17 protein-coding genes, 1 tRNA gene and 1 pseudogene are annotated in these 20,201 nt (G+C 38.7%); 13 read left to right on the forward strand and 6 right to left on the reverse strand.

All coding sequences use genetic code 11. From position 1 onward, the window contains the following. Nucleotides 1-108: 108 nt before the first annotated feature. From I2I04_RS06555 to I2I04_RS06580, 6 genes are all read left to right on the forward strand, one after another. Nucleotides 109-696 carry an RNA polymerase sigma-70 factor gene (locus tag I2I04_RS06555; RefSeq protein ID WP_195654619.1) on the forward strand — a complete coding sequence of 196 codons (588 nt, stop codon included), beginning with the start codon at nucleotides 109-111 and terminating at the stop codon, nucleotides 694-696. A gap of 75 nt (nucleotides 697-771) precedes the next feature. After that, on the forward strand, nucleotides 772-1,779 hold the full coding sequence (locus tag I2I04_RS06560) for a FecR family protein (protein ID WP_195472338.1): 1,008 nt from the start codon (nucleotides 772-774) through the stop codon (nucleotides 1,777-1,779). 239 nt (nucleotides 1,780-2,018) lie between these two features. Then, nucleotides 2,019-5,390: a TonB-dependent receptor gene (locus I2I04_RS06565; protein WP_195654620.1), complete on the forward strand. Its 3,372-nt coding sequence runs from the start codon at nucleotides 2,019-2,021 to the stop codon at nucleotides 5,388-5,390. A 5-nt stretch (nucleotides 5,391-5,395) separates the two neighbouring features. Further along, nucleotides 5,396-7,237 carry a RagB/SusD family nutrient uptake outer membrane protein gene (locus I2I04_RS06570; RefSeq protein WP_195654621.1) on the forward strand — a complete coding sequence of 614 codons (1,842 nt, stop codon included), beginning with the start codon at nucleotides 5,396-5,398 and terminating at the stop codon, nucleotides 7,235-7,237. Nucleotides 7,238-7,256: 19 nt separating this feature from the next. Beyond that, the gene (locus I2I04_RS06575) at nucleotides 7,257-7,931 is read left to right on the forward strand and encodes a DUF3823 domain-containing protein (protein WP_195654622.1); all 675 of its coding nucleotides are present in this window, start codon (nucleotides 7,257-7,259) and stop codon (nucleotides 7,929-7,931) included. 73 nt (nucleotides 7,932-8,004) lie between these two features. Next, nucleotides 8,005-9,579: an arylsulfatase gene (locus tag I2I04_RS06580; protein ID WP_410489765.1), complete on the forward strand. Its 1,575-nt coding sequence runs from the start codon at nucleotides 8,005-8,007 to the stop codon at nucleotides 9,577-9,579. Between the two features lie 169 nt (nucleotides 9,580-9,748). Here the strand turns inward: I2I04_RS06580 and I2I04_RS06585 are convergent, their stop codons facing one another. The 5 genes from I2I04_RS06585 to I2I04_RS06605 all read right to left on the reverse strand — a co-directional run bounded on the left by I2I04_RS06585 (nucleotide 9,749) and on the right by I2I04_RS06605 (nucleotide 13,440). Then, the gene (locus I2I04_RS06585) at nucleotides 9,749-10,399 is read right to left on the reverse strand and encodes a MarC family protein (protein WP_004309116.1); all 651 of its coding nucleotides are present in this window, start codon (nucleotides 10,397-10,399) and stop codon (nucleotides 9,749-9,751) included. Between the two features lie 61 nt (nucleotides 10,400-10,460). Then, nucleotides 10,461-11,153 (reverse strand): YjjG family noncanonical pyrimidine nucleotidase, encoded by a 693-nt coding sequence (locus I2I04_RS06590; RefSeq protein ID WP_143257647.1) that lies wholly within the window; start codon nucleotides 11,151-11,153, stop codon nucleotides 10,461-10,463. A 95-nt stretch (nucleotides 11,154-11,248) separates the two neighbouring features. Further along, complete coding sequence (locus tag I2I04_RS06595; RefSeq protein WP_143257646.1) at nucleotides 11,249-12,106, reverse strand: hypothetical protein; 858 nt, start codon at nucleotides 12,104-12,106, stop codon at nucleotides 11,249-11,251. Between the two features lie 33 nt (nucleotides 12,107-12,139). Further along, nucleotides 12,140-12,814: a 16S rRNA (cytidine(1402)-2'-O)-methyltransferase gene (rsmI, locus tag I2I04_RS06600; protein ID WP_143257645.1), complete on the reverse strand. Its 675-nt coding sequence runs from the start codon at nucleotides 12,812-12,814 to the stop codon at nucleotides 12,140-12,142. A gap of 5 nt (nucleotides 12,815-12,819) precedes the next feature. Further along, complete coding sequence (locus I2I04_RS06605; RefSeq protein ID WP_143257644.1) at nucleotides 12,820-13,440, reverse strand: hypothetical protein; 621 nt, start codon at nucleotides 13,438-13,440, stop codon at nucleotides 12,820-12,822. 140 nt (nucleotides 13,441-13,580) lie between these two features. On the opposite strand from I2I04_RS06605, the gene I2I04_RS06610 reads away from it, so the two are divergent. From I2I04_RS06610 to I2I04_RS06635, 7 genes and pseudogenes are all read left to right on the forward strand, one after another. Next, nucleotides 13,581-14,180: a thymidine kinase gene (locus tag I2I04_RS06610; RefSeq protein ID WP_143257643.1), complete on the forward strand. Its 600-nt coding sequence runs from the start codon at nucleotides 13,581-13,583 to the stop codon at nucleotides 14,178-14,180. A gap of 21 nt (nucleotides 14,181-14,201) precedes the next feature. Then, the gene (locus tag I2I04_RS06615; protein ID WP_143257642.1) at nucleotides 14,202-15,335 is read left to right on the forward strand and encodes an AI-2E family transporter; all 1,134 of its coding nucleotides are present in this window, start codon (nucleotides 14,202-14,204) and stop codon (nucleotides 15,333-15,335) included. Nucleotides 15,336-15,429: 94 nt separating this feature from the next. After that, nucleotides 15,430-15,502: transfer RNA gene (locus I2I04_RS06620), tRNA-Lys, on the forward strand. Nucleotides 15,503-15,882: 380 nt separating this feature from the next. Then, nucleotides 15,883-16,974 carry a YhcG family protein gene (locus tag I2I04_RS06625; RefSeq protein WP_195472867.1) on the forward strand — a complete coding sequence of 364 codons (1,092 nt, stop codon included), beginning with the start codon at nucleotides 15,883-15,885 and terminating at the stop codon, nucleotides 16,972-16,974. A gap of 15 nt (nucleotides 16,975-16,989) precedes the next feature. Beyond that, nucleotides 16,990-17,538 (forward strand): hypothetical protein, encoded by a 549-nt coding sequence (locus I2I04_RS23180; RefSeq protein WP_229126937.1) that lies wholly within the window; start codon nucleotides 16,990-16,992, stop codon nucleotides 17,536-17,538. 18 nt (nucleotides 17,539-17,556) lie between these two features. Next, nucleotides 17,557-18,093: pseudogene (locus tag I2I04_RS23185) on the forward strand (SIR2 family protein); the annotation flags it as partial. Then, complete coding sequence (locus tag I2I04_RS06635; protein ID WP_317192943.1) at nucleotides 18,072-18,749, forward strand: ATP-binding protein; 678 nt, start codon at nucleotides 18,072-18,074, stop codon at nucleotides 18,747-18,749. The pseudogene I2I04_RS23185 and the gene I2I04_RS06635, both read left to right, overlap by 22 nt. Before the next feature lie 372 nt (nucleotides 18,750-19,121). On the opposite strand, the gene I2I04_RS06640 is transcribed toward I2I04_RS06635, so the two are convergent. Beyond that, nucleotides 19,122-20,198 carry a hypothetical protein gene (locus tag I2I04_RS06640; protein ID WP_195472864.1) on the reverse strand — a complete coding sequence of 359 codons (1,077 nt, stop codon included), beginning with the start codon at nucleotides 20,196-20,198 and terminating at the stop codon, nucleotides 19,122-19,124. Between the last annotated feature and the right edge of the window lie 3 nt (nucleotides 20,199-20,201).

The raw sequence follows: 20,201 nt of genomic DNA on the forward strand, positions 1-20,201 counted from the left end.
AATACCCTAATAATATAAAAGAGTATTTGTTTCCGTCTATAAACAGTACGGTTATTGAATTGCAACTCTTTAAACTTCCTCAGAGAAGGACTGAAAGTACGAAAATATATGGATTATTTTTTAGAGAAAATAGACACACATACTTTATCACTTTTACAAAAAGGTGATGAAAAAGCCTTCGATGCTATTTTCTGGAAATACAATTCACGTGTATTCCATTTTATTCATTCACTTATATACGATAAAACATTAGCGGAAGATTTAACTCAAAATGTATTTCTGAAGATTTGGGAAAGACATCAGGATATCAAACCGGAAGAAGGTTTCGAAGCGTATCTTTTCACAATAGCGCGCAACATGGTATATAAAGAAACAGAGAAACGCCTACTCTCGGAGCGCTTTCTAGATTCAATCAAACAAACTGACGCCGACAAGCATTTTGAAATAGACGTTGATACCGAGTCACTTAAAGAATATATAGACGAACTGGTGGAACTATTGCCTTCCTCCCGGAAGAAAATCTACCTCATGAGCAGGAAACAACATCTGACAAATAAAGAAATAGCCGCCCAACTATCTTTGTCTGAAAAGACAGTTGAAACACAATTATATCGTGCTCTTCATTTCTTACGTTCCAAATTAACCAATGAAATGATAACCTTGGCTCTATTCTTCCTTTCTTCTAGTTTTAAATAGTGTTAAATATAAGATAAAATCTTTGTATCCCTGTAAGGGTTCTTGGTTCCATGGAGATATACATAATAAAAGCCCATGGATAAGAAAACTAACATATCGCTATTAGAATGTTTTATGCGGGGAGAAACATCTCCGGATGAAGAACAAATACTGTCTGATTGGCTTCACAGTCCGGAAGCTGAAGAGCAACTCTCCATTTATTACCAGAAAACTTGGCAAAACTCCGATAACGAACTTGTTGCTGAAGTACAGGGACGAATGTTCGAACAGGTAAAAAGTCAAATGCGCAATGCTACACTAGAATTGAATAGACGAAAGCAGAAACGAATGATGCGAATCAAGCGTTTATTCCAATATGCAGCAATCATTCTTTTGATTATAGGAGCAGGAATAGGAGGACATTTATATACAGTTTCTCTCACAGTACCCTCTACAACAGACAAAAACTATCTTGTTCAAACAGGAAAAGGACAACGGGCAAATATTACTTTGCCGGATGGGACAGTCGTCTGGCTGAATTCATATACCCAACTTCATTATAATGCAAATTATGGAACAACCCGACGAATTGTATCATTGACAGGTGAAGCATATTTCGAGGTAGCTAAAGATAAAGAAAAACCGTTTATTGTAGAAACAGAAGGAATGAACGTAGAAGCTTTGGGAACTACTTTTAATGTAAAAGCTTATAAAGAAGACTCACGAATCGTCGCGACACTTTTTTCCGGTTCAGTCCGTGTTTCTTCCGATAAAGATAACATTATTCTTTCCCCTGACGAAAACGCTACATTTGAACGGAGTTCAGGCAAGCTAATAATGCATAAACTGGATAATTCATCGTATGCAAAAATGTGGCGAAACAATGATCTTGTCTTTAATGGAGAAACGCTGGAAGAAATTGCCATACTACTTAACAGAATGTATAATGTCCAAATAGTATTTAAATCCGAACGTATCAAAAAACACCGTTTCTCCGGAGTAATCTGCAACAACAGTCTTGATAATGTGATCGAACTGATTAGCCTTACTTCTCCCATCACTTACGAGACTCGCGGAGATACAATAATACTAGACAATAGGTAACCCAATATCTTTCTAATTATTAACCTTTAAAATTCAATGCGTATGAAATAGAAAAAATAGAATACAAAAAAAGATAGCCTGACGGGTCAGGACTATCTCCTTTAAGCTTAAATCGGACTTTGAAAACTCACTCTGATACTGACAACTGGCGGAAGGCAGTGTCAGAGGGTATATATACCCGATTTTCAGCTTGTAAAGTTACATCTTTTTTATTGTTTTAATGATTAATTTTCTATAAAATGAGTAACATCAAGCATCTCTTTTCTCGAATATTATATATTATTATATTTTTGTCAAGTAGTCTAAGTGTGATGGGACAGATCACTCTCACCATGAAAGACAAACCTCTGAAGAAAGTGATAAAACAGATAGAAAAAGTAAGTGAATATCGTTTCTTCTACAATGAAGACTTGACTAATCTCAATAAGTCAGTCTCTCTCGAAGCACAGAATAGCAGTATAGACAAGGTCTTGAAAGACCTTTCTTCGCAGGCTCCATTCAGTTATCTGATTAAGCCTAATTATCAGATTGTATTATCTGACAATCTGCCTTCACAACAGGTCAAATTACAAAACATAACAGGACGTGTGGTAGATACGACAGACAATCCCATAATCGGTGCGAATGTTTTAGTCAAAGGAACCACAAACGGAGTAATAACTGATATCAACGGTAATTTCTCTTTAGAAAAAGTTCCGGTACAATCACAACTGCAAATCTCCTACATCGGTTATGAAACCAAAGAACTGGCTGTAGTCTCCGGAAAAACAAATATCAAAATTGTAATGGCGGAAAACGCTAAACTATTAAATGAAGTCGTGGTTACAGGCTTCGGACTTGCTCAAAAGAAAGCAACCCTGACAGGAGCTATTGCTTCCGTGGGAGCGGATGACATCAGCAGATCTTCAGCAGTAAACACTTCCGGGGCATTAGTTGGAAAAATTGCCGGATTGAATTACAGATCTTCAGATAGCCGGCCGGGAAATGCCACAACCTTGCAAATCCGTAATATGGGAACACCCTTATTTGTAATTGACGGCGTTCAATCTGATGAAGGACAATTTAACAATATTGACTTTAATGATATCGAATCCATTTCTATTCTGAAAGATGCCTCCGCTTCCATTTATGGTGTACGAGCTGCAAACGGAGTCATTGTTGTAACCACCAAGAAAGGAAAGAAAAACACCAAGAGCACTGTGACGTTAAATACCTATTATGGATGGCAACATGTATCACGCTTACCGGAACCGGCAGATGCCGTAACGTATGTAGAAAATTACATTCAGTCTGAAACTATTCAGGGAAAAACATCCCGTTTATATAGCAAAGAAGATCTGGAGAAATGGCGTCAAGGTACAGAAAAAGGCTATGTGCCATTTAACTGGTATGATTACATCTGGGTGACTTCTCCGCAATATTACGTCAATGCCAATGTTTCCGGAGGTTCAGACAAAATCAATTATTATTTCAGTGTCGGACACATGAATCAAGAATCCGCCATTCGAAATTATGGCGGTATGAAACGATACAACGTACAAATGAATGTCGAAGCACAAATTACTGATAAATTCAAAATCGGCATGAATATGAACGGACGTATCAAACAGTTGAGGAATCCGGGCGTACCGGGAACTGATGACTACTCCAACCCGACAGCAGCCACCTACCGTAATCTGCCGACTGTCCGTCCGTTTGCTAATGACAATCCCAATTACCCGGCATCAGTAGGTTCAGACAACGGATTAAATTTCGGGTTATTAAATTTTGAGAAAAGTGGAACCTTTGAAGACACTTGGCGAATGGCCCAATTAAACCTGAACGCAGAGTATGAAATTATTAAAGGACTCAAAGCAAAAGCCTTGTTCGGATATTATTTTGCAAGCGAATTGCTCAACAATCAAGAATACACCTATCGTGTCTATAGGTATAATGAAGCAACAGATGAATATGTAGATGTAGGTGGACGAGCCAGTGCCTGGAGAGAAAGAACGAATGCCTATGTTGAAGAGTTGACTTCAAATATTCAACTAGCCTATGAAAAAGCATTCGGAGCACATTCAATCAATGCGATCATCGGTTTTGAAGCGATAAAAAGAGATGCTCCAAAATCTTGGTTACATTCGATACCCGCCTCCAACTCATTGCACCTGATCTATTATGATACAATTGACAAATTCGAAGATACCGGCAATAATACACAAGCACGTTTAGGCTGGCTGGGACGTTTCAATTATAACTATGCCAACAAATATTTGATAGACTTCTCCGCACGCTATGACGGTTCATGGAAATTCCCACCAAACCATCGTTGGGGCTTCTTCCCTTCCGCTTCATTAGGCTGGAGAATATCAGAAGAAAATTTCTGGAAAGAATCAAAAATAGCTTCCATTTTCAGCGATTTAAAGATTCGGGGATCTTATGGACTGGTAGGAGATGACAATGTTGACGGCTACAATGCTTTTGACTATATGACAGGCTACGATTATAAACAGGGAGGAGGAGTCATCGACGGCTCATATATCATAGGTACTACCCCACGTAACCTGCCTGTTACTACACTCTCATGGGCTAAAGCCAAGATTCTGGATATCGGTCTCGATGTTGCTTTCCTAAACAACCGTTTGTCAGGAAGTGTCGATTTCTTCAGACGTATCAAGACTGGCATCCCGGCTTCCCGTGATGACGTATTATTACCGGAAGAAGTAGGTTTTGAGCGTCCCAAAGAAAATCTCAACTCCAATGTCCATACCGGGTATGATTTGCTTGCACGCTGGAGTGACAAAGTTAATGACTTTCATTATTCTATCAGTGCCAACTTCACCTATTCCCGTTTTTACAACTGGGAACAATATAATCCCAAATTCAGTAACTCATGGGACGAATATCGTAACTCCACATGGCACCGTTTCGGAAATATCAATTGGGCATACGAGTCGGACGGTCAGTTCCAAAATTGGGAAGAAATCGCATCATGGCCAATTGACAATGACAAAAAGGGTAATACGACATTACGTCCGGGCGATATCAAATATGTCGACCAAAATGGTGATGGCATAATCAATGATATGGATAAACGCCCTATCGGCTATAAAGAAGACTCCACTCCTGTTCTGAATTTTGGTTTTAATCTTGCATTCGCATGGAAAGGCTTCGATTTAGCATTGGATTTCTCCGGTGCGGGAATGTCTACCTGGAATCCAACATTAATCCAGAAAATACCATTTAACAATAATGGGAACAACCCGGCTTACTACATGGAAGATACATGGAAGCTATCTGATATTTTTGATGCAAACAGTGAATTGATTCCTGGCAAATACCCGACATTATTAATTGGAAACAATGCTAATAACCATAGTAATTATTGGGAAAGTTCCTTCTGGAAGTATAATGTTCGCTATCTAAAACTGCGTAATCTGGAATTCGGATATACATTCCCCAAGGAATGGCTGCAAAAATGCAGAATTAACAGCTTAAGATTATATCTTGCCGGACAAAACCTGTTCACACTCACCAATGTACCTATCGATCCGGAAGTTTCAGCCGGTAACGGAACAGCTTATCCGAGTATGCGAATTATTAATCTGGGTTTAACACTTAAATTCTAAAAGCAATGAAATATATAAAAGGATACCTGTTATTGGGTTTAACTTTAATATTAGGATCTTGTTCTGATTTTTTAGATCGTAATCCTGATCAGATATTGACGAATGACCAGATCTTCAGCGATGCTAAGATGATCAACTCCGTATTAGCCGGTTTTTATGGAAATACAGAGAATTGGGGGCAAAGTTTTGCCACTCCCGCCAGCTTTACCAAAGTGGACGACGGCTGCGTGACCGATGGTGGCCGTGATAACATGCAGGAATATAGTGATAACCAATGGCGAATTTATCCATACAAATACATTCGTAATTTAAATCAATTTCTGGCCGGACTAAGAGCAACTACCATACTTGAATCTACGGAGAAATTACAATATGAAGGCGAAATCCGTTTCTTACGGGCTTGGGCTTATTTTAGTATGTGTAGAGGTTTAGGCGGCGTACCTATCGTGAATGACAATGTATACGAATATGAAGCAGGAATGGATGTTTCAGGTTTGGCAGTTCCTCGTTCTAAAGAATCGGAAGTATACGATTATATAATCAGTGAATGTGCAACTATCGCAGATTATCTGCCTACGACGCCCACCACTAATGCAGCTCGTGCAACCCGTTGGGCCGCTCTGATGTTGAAAGCTCGCGCTGCCGTTTATGCGGGTTCGCTAGCCAATTACAATAACAAAATGGCTTCACCGATACGAACAGAAGGAAACGAAGTCGGCATTCCGGCGGAAATGGCTACCTCATATTACGAAACAGCATTGGAAACAGCTAAGGAGGTAATAAGCCAAGCTTCTGCATATTATAATCTGAACGTAACGGTTCCCAATGATTTAGGACAGAATTTTTACAATGCAGTCTGCGTCAAGGAGAATAACCATGAGGTCATCTGGGCTAAAGATTATGCATATCCGGGAGCTACCCATGGATTCACACAAAAGAACATTCCCGCTTCTTTAGCAGAAGACCAAGAACGCTGTTATTCCGGCGCTGTATTAAATCTGGTAGAAGCATTTGAATACAAGGACAACCGCGATGGCACAATCAAAGTAAAGGATGAATCCGGAAATTACATCATGTACAGCCGTCCGGAGGATGCCTTTGCCAGTAAAGATGCCCGGTTATGGGGAACTGTACTTTATCCGGGAGCAAAATTCAGAGGTAGTGAAGTGGTATTACAAGCCGGACAGAAAATTCCCGATGGAAATGGGAACTGGAAAGAAATCATTGGTAAAGCCGATTCTTACGATGAAAACAATCGCTTGATTACTTCTATTAACGGACCAATGGAATCAAACGAAATCCGTATCAACAAAACCGGCTTCTTTTTCCGCAAGTTCCTGGATGAGACAATTGGCGCTTCCACCAATTCAAAGATGAGTACGATGTGGTATCCACGTTTCCGCATTTCCGAAGCATATATGATAGCTTGTGAAGCAGCATACGAACTCAATAAGACCGGAGAAGATGATCCGTTAAACTACATTAATCCTGTTCGTATACGTGCCGGAATCAGTGAACTTGAGTCAATCACATTTAAAGATATCGTTCGCGAATACCGGGTAGAATTTGCTTTGGAAGATCATCGTTACTGGGATTTGAAACGTTGGCGCCTGGCTCACGAAATTTGGGATGGTAATTCGGAAAATCCGGATGCACAGCTCTACGAATTGTTCCCTTATCAAGTCAATAATCCGGGCAGTGCCAATGACAAAATGTGGGTATTCGACAAAAAGAAAGCCTACATGGTTCCTTATCCCCGTTATTTCCAGATGAAGAATTATTATAACTTCTTCGATAACAGCTGGCTCAATAAAAACCCGTTATTAGTGAAAAATCCGTATCAGTAAAACATAAAACTGTAAGACAATGAAAAAAATAGGAACTATATTTTCTTTGCTTTCGCTTTCCCTACTTGCTGTAAGCTGTGGTTTAGACAATTACGACGAACCGGAATCATTTCTGGAAGGGAAAATCACGTATGAGGGAAAACAACTCGGTTTGAAAGGAACCAATGGGGGGATTCAGCTACAATTATATCAAGATGGTTATGCCAACCATGATCCTATCACCGTGTATGCTACACAGGACGGAACTTTCTCCGCAGTACTTTTTGATGGTCCATATAAACTGGTAACCAAAGACAAAAATGGTCCTTGGGTGAATAAACGCGATACCATATACGTGGAAGTAAAAGGAAAAACACAATGTGAAGTAAAAGTCACCCCTTATTTTACAATATCAGACGAAAATATTACATTGGATAATAATATCGTATCTGGTACATGCAATATCCAACAAATAGTACAGGATGCAAAAATAAACCAGGTAATGTTATTAGTTAGTAAAACTTCTTTTGTAGATGAAAACACAAATATAGGCCGGCAAAATTTATCCAATATAAATCCGGGAACAACAACAATCTCATTAGATATTAGCAGCAATCAGAACGTACAGTCGGCCAAAGCGTTATTCGCTCGTATCGGTGTAAAAGCGACTGGGGCTGATCAGGCTGTTTATTCAGAAATTTTTAGGCTGAAATAATGACTCCGAGAAATAAATTAGAAGCATCTTTGTCAAATAAATATCTAATAGAAATTCAAAACGAAATCACATGATGAATAAGAACATGTTATTAATGGGAACTGCCTCTCTACTATCATTACACGCAGCAGCCCAAAACGATCAAAAGCCCAACATTGTTTTAATAATGGTAGACGACATGGGATATTCCGATTTGGGATGTTACGGAGGAGAAATACCTACTCCCAATCTGGATAATCTGGCAAAAAAAGGAGTACGCTTTACCCATTTTTGTAACACAGGGCGCTCCTGTCCTTCCCGTGCCAGTCTGCTGACCGGACTCTATCCTCAACAAGCAGGTATCGGAATGATGTCCGAAGATCCTCACTCTGCCGAAGATCACGGAGTACACGGATATATGGGATATCTAAACCGTAATTCTGTCACTATGGCAGAGGTCCTAAAAGAAGCGGGATATCATACTTATATGTCGGGGAAATGGCATGTAGGTATGCACGGACAAGAGAAATGGCCGTTACAACGCGGTTTCGATCATTTTTACGGTATTCTGTCGGGAGCTTGCAGTTATCTGCAACCTCATGGTGAACGTAATCTGACCTTAGACAACCAACAGTTGCCTCCACCGGAACAACCCTATTACACCACCGACGCATTCACCGACTATGCCATTAAATTTGTTGACGAACGCCCCAAGGACGACAAGCCTTTCTTCCTTTATCTGGCATACAACGCGCCCCACTGGCCTCTACATGCTAAACAAGAAGATATAGATAAGTTTGTTGGCAAATATCGGAAAGGCTGGCAGAAAGTACGTGAGGCTCGTTTCAAACGTATGGTTAAAATGGGATTAGTAGACAAAAACTGGGGATTGGCACAATGGGAAGGTCGCCAATGGTCGGAATTGACAGAAGCTGAACAAATAGAACTGGATAAAAGAATGTCAGTATATGCAGCTCAAGTTCATTGCATGGATTATAATGTAGGACGCTTAATCAGTTATCTGGAAGAAAAAGGAGAGTTAAACAACACTTTACTTATTTTCTTGTCGGATAACGGTGCATGTGCCGAACCTCATCGTGAGAAAGGTTTCGGAACTATCGATATGATTAATAACCCGAAAGAATGGGTGAATCCGTCCTACGGTCTGCCATGGGCACAGGTTAGTAATACACCGTACCGTAAGTATAAAGTAAGAGCATACGAAGGTGGAACTTCTACTCCGTTGATTATTTCCTGGCCTGACAAGTATGCGAAATACAATGGTGAGATAAGGCACAACAGAGCTTTCCTGCCTGACATCATGGCAACTTTCATCGATGCAGCGAAAACCAGCTACCCGAAGACTTATCATGGAGGAAATGAAATCATTCCTTTGGAAGGTGCAAGTATGCTACCGATATTGACCGATACGGATACAGAATTGCATGAATACATTTTCGGTGAACACTTTGACAACTGTGTAGTATGGTGGAAAAATTGGAAAGCTGTTAAAGATCAGAATTCTAAAGTATGGGAACTTTTCAACTTAGAGAAAGACCGTACAGAACGTGTCGATTTATCCAGAGATAATCCTAAAATTCTGAAACAACTAGTGAATGAATGGAACAAATGGGCAAATACACATTATGTATACCCCAAAGGTAAATAGCCACTTAAAACAGCATAAAGACATGATAAATGTCTAAAAAGCTTGCTCTGCTACAACAGAACTGCCCTCTAAAAGTTTTTGCATCTAACTTTTGGAGGGCAGTTCATTTTTTACAGCAGGGATAAATTTAAATTTAGGACTCTTTAGCCCTTCCTTCTATCCTTTATCATCAAGGAAGCATTCCCTCTCTCACAATATCCACCAAAATCGGTTTCAATCCACTGACGAAACATTCCACTGCAATCACCATCAGAATCAATCCCATCAGACGCATCATCACATTATTCCCCGTCTCTCCCAATACATTTACTAATTTCGTGGAAGCACGAAGAATAAAAAAAGTCAGCAGATAAATCAAAGCAATAGTACCGATTAATATTCCTTTCATTTCATAAGAATGAGCATCCTGCATCAAGACAATTGCATTGGCAATCGCTCCGGGACCGCACAACATAGGAATGCCGAGAGGAGTGATAGAGATATCATCCGCATATGTTTTGATTTCTTCATCTTTCAGTTTCATCGGTGTATAACGGGCTTGAAGCATATCAAAGCCTATCTTGAAAATAATCACCCCGCCGGCAATACGGAAACCATTGGTAGAGATACCGAAGAACTTGAAAAGGAACTGGCCGGCAAAGACAAATACCATTAATGTAATAAACGACACAATGGTGGCGCGACGTACGATAGACTGACGCTCCTTATCCGTCATACCATGGGTCATGGTAAGGAAGACAGGCATCGTTCCCAATGGGTTGGTCAACGTAAAGAATGAAGTGAAACAAAGTAAGGCAAAAGGCAGAAGCGTACTATCCATGATTATATCGTATTTTATACAAAACTAAAACGCAACAAAAATACGACTTAATCCAGAAAACCTATAATAAATTCATTAATTCTTTCAAGGAATGAATGTGATAAGTAGGGAGGAAAGGGAAAGTAGTCCGTTCCGTCACATTGTAGAAAGCCTGATGCATTCCTACTCCATGTGCCCCGGTTATATCTGCCTCCCAACTGTCACCAATCATCAAGGATTCGCTCAATTCGGATTGAGTAGCCGACAAGGCAAAATAGAATATCTCCGGCCAAGGTTTCAGCACTCCGAGATCTTCCGAGAGAATCACCTTTCTGAAATATCCGTCCACTCCAGCCGAACGCATCTTGCGTGATTGCAATTCACGAAACCCATTAGAAAGGATATAGAGATTATATTTAGGAGCAAGAAATTCCAACACCTCCTTCGCATGAGGCATCAAAGTACTTTTGGTAGGAATAATCGCGAAAAAATCTTTCGAGAAGCGTTCGGCGAGCGATTCATCTTTTACTCCCACAGCCTGTAAAGGATAAAAGAAACGCTGGCGATTCAATTCATCCTTTGTTATCTTTCCTTCACCGTACTCAATCCAAAGTTCGGTATTTCTTTGTTGATAAAGGGTGTAATAATGATCGAACGAATCAAAATAGCGGTCGAACGAATATTTCTGATATACTTCTTCAAAAGTATCACGGGCATTTTGAGAGAAAGCCCAAATGGTGTCATCAAGATCAAAAAAGAGATTTTTATATTTCATCAGTAGTTATGCGTAATAAGAAATAAAAAAGCCAATGTGCTAATTTCTTGAATCCAGGAATCAGCACATTGGCAATTCAAAAAGGGATATCTACCTTATTTTACCTGGATAACCAAGTATCTGGATACACTCCAGAATTCAGTAGGATTAGTAATCTTCAGTGTCAACTGGCCTTTGTCATCTTTTACCAATTCATAAGAACCGGACGGATGAGTAGTCAGTAACTCAGCACGTTTAGAGTACAACTTGATTTCTTTTGTTGTACGGATATCGATTTGAGTGAAATAATCCTTATTGAAATCAGCGCTCTTCAATACATCTCCACTCTGAAGAATCTTTTGAGCTTTCAATTCAGATTTAGTACCGAATACAAACCAAGCAGCATTCAGGCTCTTTTCCTGTTCAGCAACAGTTTTAGCTTTTGCTTCGTTTTCTGCAGCCAACGTTTCTTTAGCGGCAGACAAGTCGCTGACAGCAGCATCCAGTTCCTGGATACGGATATTCTTGGAAGCCAGTTCTGTTTGAAGTTCTTCGATACGCTGTTGTTTAGCATTCAATTCAGCAGTCAAAGCGGCAACAGCTTTTTTCATCTGTGCAGAATTGTAATTGCTATTCTTCAACTGTGCCTGTAATTTTGCAATCTGCGCTTTGTTTTCTTCCATTTGCTTGGAGATAAATTCGATATCAGAAGCAATCTGTTGCTTGGCACTGGCAGAGTTTTCAGTGATGGTCCCACGCTGCAAGTCAACACGGCTTTCGGCAGCATTGATCTTACGAAAACCTTCCTGAACTTCATTGAAAGTACCCATCATATCATCCAGTTCAGCATTGCGCTGATTCAGTTCCATCAAAAGAGAATCATTTTCAGCTTTCAGGTCTTTATTTCCACCTTTAAAGCCATCACACGAAGCCAACATGGCTACGCATACAAATAAAACAGCTAACTTTTTCATACGTTTACGTTTTACGTTTTTTAATGAAATTATTTAATCATCTATTCCTGCTAATACTATCACAATCTCGCCCCGGGGTTCGGTAACGGTAAAGTGTTCTATCAATTCAGCCAAACTGCCTCGAACAGTTTCTTCGTGGAGTTTGGATATTTCACGCGACACGGTTGCCTGACGTTCAACACCGAAATATTCGGCAAACTGCGTTAACGTCTTCAACAGACGGTGGGGTGATTCATAAAACACCATCGTGCGGTGTTCTTCCGCCAATGTCTTCAGTCGTGTCTGCCGTCCTTTCTTCTGGGGAAGAAATCCCTCGAAGCAGAACTTCTCATTCGGCAATCCCGATGCAACGAGTGCCGGAACAAAAGCTGTTGCTCCCGGCAAGCACTGCACTTCGATACCGTTGCGCACACATTCACGAACAACCAGAAATCCGGGATCGGAAATTCCAGGCGTTCCGGCATCCGAAATAAGTGCTACCGTTTCACCAGCCTTTATTCTATTAACAACACTTTCCACCGTTTTATGTTCATTAAATTTGTGGTGGGATTGCATTGCATTCTTTATTTCAAAGTGTTTCAGCAAAATACCGGAAGTACGTGTATCCTCCGCCAAAATCAGATCAACCTCTTTCAGAACTTTGATAGCACGAAAAGTCATGTCCTCCAGATTCCCTACCGGCGTAGGCACTACATATAGCTTTCCCATTTGTTTTATGCTGATTGATTAAAATATTTCTTTAGCAGTTCCAAAAAATCATTCACCGCCTCTTTTTCTTCATTTATTTCGACTTTCGAGGACAAAAATGCGACCGCAGTCTTGTAGGAACTCATTACTGATATCTGTTCGATAACACGATTCATCAAATCAGTGTCCCCTCCGAACAACTCACGAGAAAAACGGAAAGAATCATTCAGGCTGATAGCATGTCGCAAGCCAGCAGATAATTTGAGACTTTCTCCCAACACTGCCGATTTAAGTTCTTCCTCTTTCACAACAGTTTCAACTACAGGCTCCTCAACAATTGCCGGTTCCTCTTTTTCCCCTTCTTCTTTCACAACAACAGATTCAAGAGATTGTATAATAACAGGGGAATCTACTTCAGATTCGGCAACTTCGTTAGTATCTTCCACTGTTTCTTCTACAGCTGACGTAGAAGTCAACTGAACAGCATCCACTTCCTGCTGCAGTTCATCCAAACGTCCCTGCATCCGTGTAATGCTCCGCTTCAACAGTTCAGACAAAGTCAGAGTCGGCTCCTTGGTAAACGAATCCATGAGGTAGTTCAACTCATGAACATCCAACTCAATATCTGTTAATAGCTTCTGTTTCATGTCAGTCCATTGTTTATACGGTGCGAATGTAGGAATAATTTATGCAATAACTTAAAATAATGGATAATTTAACAGTTCTTGCACATTGAATTGCTTACCTTTGTCCACATATTTATTTAATCAAGAAAACACAAAATCTCATGGTATTATTTTCAGAAGACCACATACAGGAGACCAGGAGAAGAGGTCGGATCGAAGTTATCTGCGGTTCCATGTTCTCCGGAAAAACAGAGGAATTAATTCGCAGAATGAAGAGAGCAAAATTCGCAAAACAACGTGTAGAAATATTCAAACCGGCTATTGATACCCGTTATTCAGAAGAAGACGTAGTCTCTCATGACAGCCATTCTATCGCTTCTACCCCCATCGATTCGTCAGCCAGTATTCTACTGTTTACTTCAGAGATAGACGTAGTAGGTATTGATGAAGCACAGTTTTTCGATAATGGTTTGATTGACGTATGCAACCAGCTCGCCAACAATGGTATCCGTGTCATTATCGCAGGCTTGGATATGGACTTTAAAGGAAATCCGTTCGGGCCTATGCCACAATTGTGCGCCATTGCCGATGAAGTCTCCAAAGTTCATGCAATCTGTGTAAAATGTGGCCAGCTGGCTTCTTTCTCACATCGTACAGTCAAGAATGAGAAACAGGTTCTTTTAGGTGAAACAGCCGAATACGAGCCTTTGTGTAGAGAATGTTACCTCCGTGCACGAGGGGAAGATGAGCAGAAAATATAAACTCTATAAAAAAAGCAGATTATGGAAAGGAAAAAGATAACATTCGACAGTTTTATACGCGGTTCCATCGGATGTGTGTTAGTCGTGGGAATATTAATGCTTGTGGAACGCCTTAGCGGAGTGTTATTACCTTTCTTTATTGCCTGGCTGATAGCTTATATGGTCTATCCGTTAGTCAAGTTCTTCCAGTATAAGCTACGATTGAAAAGCCGCATTATTTCCATCTTCTGTTCCTTATTCCTTATTACGGTTATCGGAATCACTTTATTCTATCTGTTAGTACCGCCGATGATTTCGGAAATAGGCAGAATGAACGACTTGCTGGTGACTTACCTCACCAATGGAGCCGGTAACAATGTACCTAAGAATCTTTCTGAATTTATCCACGAGAATATTGATCTTCAGGCACTGAACCGTATATTAAGTGAAGAGAATATCCTGGCGGCAATCAAAGACACTGTCCCCAGAGTGTGGACTTTGCTTGCAGAATCTCTCAACATTCTATTCAGCATCCTTGCCTCCTTTATTATATTATTATATGTAATCTTTATATTACTGGATTATGAAGCGATAGCTGAAGGATGGCTGCATCTACTACCCAATAAATACCGCACGTTTGCCTCCAACCTAGTTCACGACGTACAGGATGGTATGAACAGATATTTCCGTGGACAGGCTTTAGTTGCTTTCTGCGTAGGTATTCTCTTTAGCATTGGTTTCCTGATTATCGACTTCCCAATGGCTATTGCTCTGGGACTTTTCATCGGAGCATTAAATATGGTTCCCTACTTGCAAATCATCGGTTTCCTTCCCACTATCTTATTGGCGATCCTCAAAGCCGCCGACACCGGACAGAACTTCTGGATTATCATTGCATGCGCATCAGCCGTCTTCGCAATCGTACAAATCATACAGGATACCTTTCTTGTCCCTAAAATCATGGGGAAGATTACCGGACTGAATCCTGCCATCATCCTTTTATCTCTTTCCATCTGGGGTTCATTAATGGGAATGCTCGGCATGATCATCGCCTTACCACTAACAACTTTAATGCTCTCCTACTACCAACGCTTTATTATCAACAAAGAAAAGATAAAATATGATGAAGTAGAAACCTCTGATAATCAAGAAACAAGCCATAACGAGAAAAAATAATTGAAACTTTTTTCTACGGAATGCTTGCAAATTAAATAAAAGTAACTACCTTTGCACCCGCAATCAGGAAATAACTGATCCGCAAATAAGGATTGATTCGCTAGCTCAGCAGGTAGAGCACAACACTTTTAATGTTGGGGTCCTGGGTTCGAGCCCCAGGCGGATCACTGAAAACAAAAGAAAAATCAAGCAAAGAGGTTGTGTCAGCATTCTGACACAACCTCTTTTTCATATTTTATAGTCCTGGTATATTCTCTTTTTTCTATGCCGCGTTTTTTTGATTCATTTGGTAACAAGTTGCTATATTCCAATTGTCCTTTGTTACAAATAGCCCAATAAACATAAATTTAACAGCTTTGATGAGCCGCTTTCCTTCTATTAGTAGGTACAGATTTTCGGAACCAAGTATTAGCATAACACTATTCAATTCAAAGGAATACTTTAGGAGTGTTCTATGAACTTTCACCACTACTAAGCTAAAAGAATGTATTTCAAAAACATACTATCATTATATTTAATTGTTTACCTTTGCAAAAAACAAAGGTACATGAAAGATAATCCTATTAGTACAATAGATAGTGAATATATAGAGTGGCTGAAAGCCATCAAACAGCAAATTCGTTCTACTAAAATACGAATGATAAAAACAGCTAATACAGAGTTGATACACTTTTATTGGCGGTTAGGACAAATGATCTCTCTAAAACTGAAAGAGCAAAATTGGGGTGATAAGGTAATAAACAAGCTTTCAGTAGACTTGCGCAATGAGTTTCCTGATATGCAAGGCTTTTCCCGTCAGAACCTATACTACAGTAAGAATTTCTATGAGTTTTATGCAGGGCAAATGCATATTTCGCCCAATAACTCAATTGTCCCCCAAGTTGAGGGACAATTACAAACAGCTGATAATTATAAGATTATCTTTGATATTCCTTGGGGACATCAAAAGGTGATAATTAGTAAAGCTCAAAATATAGAAGAAGCATTATTCTATGCACATCAAACTCTATCTAATAGTTGGAGCAGAAGCATTTTAGAAAATCAGTTCAAGCAACAATTCTACGAACATTACGGACAAGGACAAACAAACTTCTCGCAGACCTTACCAGCCCTAACAGCGGATATGGCACAGGAAGTAGTAAAAGACCCGTATTGGTTTGATTTTGTGTCTGTATCTCAAAAAGCACGAGAACGAGATATAGAAAAACAACTTGTAACTCACATTACTCAGTTTCTTCTTGAATTAGGTAAAGGGTTTGCATTTGTAGGGGAACAATATTGTTTGAACTTGAACAACAAGGAGTATTTCTGCGACCTCTTGTTCTATCATATACCTTTGAGAGCTTACGTAGTTATAGAGCTTAAAAATGGAAACTTTAAACCTGAACACTTGGGACAGCTAAACTTCTATCAAAACCTTATCAACAACACGCTAAGAGGAGAATATGATAATCCGACCATAGGGATGCTACTCTGTCGAGATAAAGATAGGATTGAAGTAGAATATGCATTGCAAAATATATCCTCTCCAATTGGGGTTAGCGAGTTTAATGTAAAGGAGTTACTTCCTGATAATCTGAAAAGTAAATTGCCAACAATTGAGGAAGTTGAAGAAGAACTTAACAAATTTGTAGAATAATAAAGGTTATCCGATATGAAATACTTGTATATATCAAGAAATCAAAGCATTAGTTTTAATGAAGACTATTGGTACATTAATGGCATTGAGCAAAAAAGACCTATCGAAGAGATAAGGACAACTGAGGAATTAGCTAAGAATGGTACAAAACAATATATGAGAAGTCTATTGACCAATCTATTTTCTCACTTTAAGCATATAGCGATATTAACAGCAGCAGGAACTTCTATGGACAATGGGACACACAGAGGAAAAACAAGAGAAGGGTTATGGAAAGAATGTCGTGACGATATCAAAACAATAATACGAGAATTACACAAAAAACAAGCTTGCTCTCACAAAATGAAAGCTATTGTAAGAGAGAAAAATATCGAAGATTTTCTCTCTTATCTTATTTTATTTGAAAAAATAAATGATGAAATAAAAGATAGTGCAGGAAATAGCCTAAAAGAAAACATTGAAAAGAAAATAGCAAATGCATGTAATCTGCAACTTGATAAAAGCAACAAACATCATGGAGAACTCCTGAACAGACTTGTTGCTCGAAAACCAAGTGATCCTTGAGTACAGCTTTTCACTACTAATTATGACACTCTTTTTGAACAAGCAGCAAAAAAAAGAGGATTTACAATAATTGATGGCTTTTCTTTCTCATTTCCTAGATACTTTTCGGGAAAGAACTTTGATTACGATATTGTTTATCGAGAGAAAACAAGATTAAAGCAGGAAGAAAGTTTTGTCCCAAATATTTTCCATTTATATAAATTACATGGAAGTATTGATTGGGAAAAAGACGAGAATGGAATTATACAACAAACAGAAAAGCCTCTGAAACCTTGTATCATTTATCCAGCAAGTGAGAAATATGAAAGTTCATATGAACAACCTTATTTTGAGATGATGGCTCGATTTCAGCAGACCTTACGGCAAGAAAGCACTCTCTTAATTGTTATTGGTTTCGGGTTTCAAGATAAACATATTCAAAATGTTATTAAAGAAGCTGTTTTTCAGAATCCCAATTTTCATTTAGTTATCATTAACTATAACAAAAAGGATGACGATGAGACGGGGATTTTACCAAATCAAATGAAACTGATGTGTCAAATTGTATTAGTTTGATTTCAAGGGTTAATAACTTATTATGTACAGAGGAATATAACAAAATATTTGGATTTAGAAAAAGTGCTTTAAATGCTCCTAAGGATTTGATTCATGTTATTGATGATTACATTAGAAATAAAAAAGGACTTTTACGATTTGACTTTTCTAATGTAAGTTTCGACTATCAAGTTAGAGAAATATTGGTCAATGCGATTGGGAAGTACCTACTAAACAATGCAAGAGAAGGAAAATTCAAGAACGATCCGGTTGTGATATTCATAGATGAAGCCCATCAATTTTTAAATAAATCAATAAAAGATGAATATTTTGATGCTAAACCTTTGGATTCATTTGAACTTATTTCAAAAGAGGCTCGCAAATATGGACTTTTTTTATGTATTGCAACTCAGATGCCACGAGATATCCCATTGGGAACATTGAGCCAAATGGGAACTTTCATCGTTCATCGTCTAATAAATGACCAAGACAAAAAAGCTATAGAAAGTGCTGCATCATCCGCAAACAAGAATATATTATCATTTTTGCCTATTTTGGGAGAAGGGGAAGCTTTATTAGTTGGAGTCGATTTTCCAATGCCCTTATTATTGAAAGTTGATGCTCCCAATAATAAGCCCAATTCACAGACTCCTAAATTTACAATAAAAGACAAGTGAATTTTAGGTGCAAGGTGCAAGCATATATATGTATATATAGCTTGCACCTAAGTTGAAATATTAATAATCAAAGACTTGTGTAGTTTAAAAAGAATGTATACTTTTGAACCCAAGATATAAGCAGACAGGCACTGGACAGAAGTGGACAGTTTTTTAGGACTAAAACGTGACAGGTACAAAGCTTATAGCTCCAAAGATATTGATTTATAGGAGAATATACCGCAAGGTTCATGAACCAGGCGGATTTCTCTTTTTGGGCAGCTAACAGAAATAGAGGATCATGATAAGCGTAAGCCAGTCTGACTGATACCGATACCAAACTATACGCCGTCAGTCTTCTCGATTGCAACAAGAATCAGCAGTTTCTCTTTCTCATCTTCCTATCAATTCCAAAAATAAATTCGGAAGAGTGTCAGTTGAATCTTGAACAAAATTCTTATACTTATAATAGATATAAGGAAATGATTTATCTTTTGTACTTAATGGCGCTTCTTTATACACTTGATTCATTATAGGAGCAACATAGCTTAATTTGTAAGAACTAAACTGACTTGCAATTAGACGAGCTTTGCTCAATTTGTTCATCTCTTGCGCATTAACAAATTCATGCATTAAACGCTGATATTCTGCATGTCTCGTCCAATCTTTGCCAAATGGAAGATCCGGAAAAGAGATGACATCAACTTCTTTGAGTATAAAATCTGTAGAGTTCTGTGACCAAGTTATAATAAACAAACGTAATCCAGATTGAACTCTTAATATTTCTTGCGACTGCCAACGTCTTACATCATTATCATATTGAATATAACCATACTGGTTAGTTCTTGCATATTTTCCCAAGAAAAATTCATTGTTGCAATGCTTAGCGACTTCAGTATTATTTGCATTCTGAAATTCTAGTATTGCAATTGGCTGAGAATCTTGATTTGAAACAAAACAATCTATATTTGTAGGCCAAGCACATCCAGCATTTCTAAGAGCTCTGTCAAAATAAGGCAAGTCTTTACGCTCACGATATGGTTTTGTCGACTTCCAACCCTTAATTGTGGAGATCCAGTTAGAGAAGCCATGATATGTATCATATGAGACAGAGAATTTGCATGTAGCAAGATTCAAAATAGTATACACCCATACGGACTCCTCTTCATCACAATACAATACATATGTCAATGGACAATTGAAAGCATTTGCGAAATTTATTTTTCGTTGTAGAACTTCAGGTGTCTCTAATGATATTATTGCAGAAAGAACATCTCTTTCAGAAGATATACCTGGAACAAAATCCACTCTCGCACGTTCAAATAAATGTGTAACAATATTGTTATTGTTTTCATTACATCCTTCAATGGCATCAAAGAAGAGACCTGTCTTTTCAACTAGTATTTTCTTTGCCCAATTAATAGCATCACTTCGCTCAGAAGTTTCCTTACGATAATTTATAAATGCCATAAT

This window comes from Bacteroides sp. 1001136B_160425_E2, assembly GCF_015559655.1.
GTDB classification, from domain to species: domain Bacteria; phylum Bacteroidota; class Bacteroidia; order Bacteroidales; family Bacteroidaceae; genus Bacteroides; species Bacteroides luhongzhouii.

Excerpts from the sequence above, each read along its gene's own strand:
- I2I04_RS06555 (WP_195654619.1), top strand. The coding sequence starts at position 109 with ATGGATTATTTTTTAGAGAAAATAGACACACATACTTTATCACTTTTA.
- I2I04_RS06560 (WP_195472338.1), top strand. The coding sequence starts at position 772 with ATGGATAAGAAAACTAACATATCGCTATTAGAATGTTTTATGCGGGGA.
- I2I04_RS06565 (WP_195654620.1), top strand. The coding sequence starts at position 2,019 with ATGAGTAACATCAAGCATCTCTTTTCTCGAATATTATATATTATTATA.
- I2I04_RS06570 (WP_195654621.1), top strand. The coding sequence starts at position 5,396 with ATGAAATATATAAAAGGATACCTGTTATTGGGTTTAACTTTAATATTA.
- I2I04_RS06575 (WP_195654622.1), top strand. The coding sequence starts at position 7,257 with ATGAAAAAAATAGGAACTATATTTTCTTTGCTTTCGCTTTCCCTACTT.
- I2I04_RS06580 (WP_410489765.1), top strand. The coding sequence starts at position 8,005 with ATGAATAAGAACATGTTATTAATGGGAACTGCCTCTCTACTATCATTA.
- I2I04_RS06585 (WP_004309116.1), bottom strand. The coding sequence starts at position 10,399 with ATGGATAGTACGCTTCTGCCTTTTGCCTTACTTTGTTTCACTTCATTC.
- I2I04_RS06590 (WP_143257647.1), bottom strand. The coding sequence starts at position 11,153 with ATGAAATATAAAAATCTCTTTTTTGATCTTGATGACACCATTTGGGCT.
- I2I04_RS06595 (WP_143257646.1), bottom strand. The coding sequence starts at position 12,106 with ATGAAAAAGTTAGCTGTTTTATTTGTATGCGTAGCCATGTTGGCTTCG.
- rsmI (WP_143257645.1), bottom strand. The coding sequence starts at position 12,814 with ATGGGAAAGCTATATGTAGTGCCTACGCCGGTAGGGAATCTGGAGGAC.
- I2I04_RS06605 (WP_143257644.1), bottom strand. The coding sequence starts at position 13,440 with ATGAAACAGAAGCTATTAACAGATATTGAGTTGGATGTTCATGAGTTG.
- I2I04_RS06610 (WP_143257643.1), top strand. The coding sequence starts at position 13,581 with ATGGTATTATTTTCAGAAGACCACATACAGGAGACCAGGAGAAGAGGT.
- I2I04_RS06615 (WP_143257642.1), top strand. The coding sequence starts at position 14,202 with ATGGAAAGGAAAAAGATAACATTCGACAGTTTTATACGCGGTTCCATC.
- I2I04_RS06625 (WP_195472867.1), top strand. The coding sequence starts at position 15,883 with ATGAAAGATAATCCTATTAGTACAATAGATAGTGAATATATAGAGTGG.
- I2I04_RS23180 (WP_229126937.1), top strand. The coding sequence starts at position 16,990 with ATGAAATACTTGTATATATCAAGAAATCAAAGCATTAGTTTTAATGAA.
- I2I04_RS06640 (WP_195472864.1), bottom strand. The coding sequence starts at position 20,198 with ATGGCATTTATAAATTATCGTAAGGAAACTTCTGAGCGAAGTGATGCT.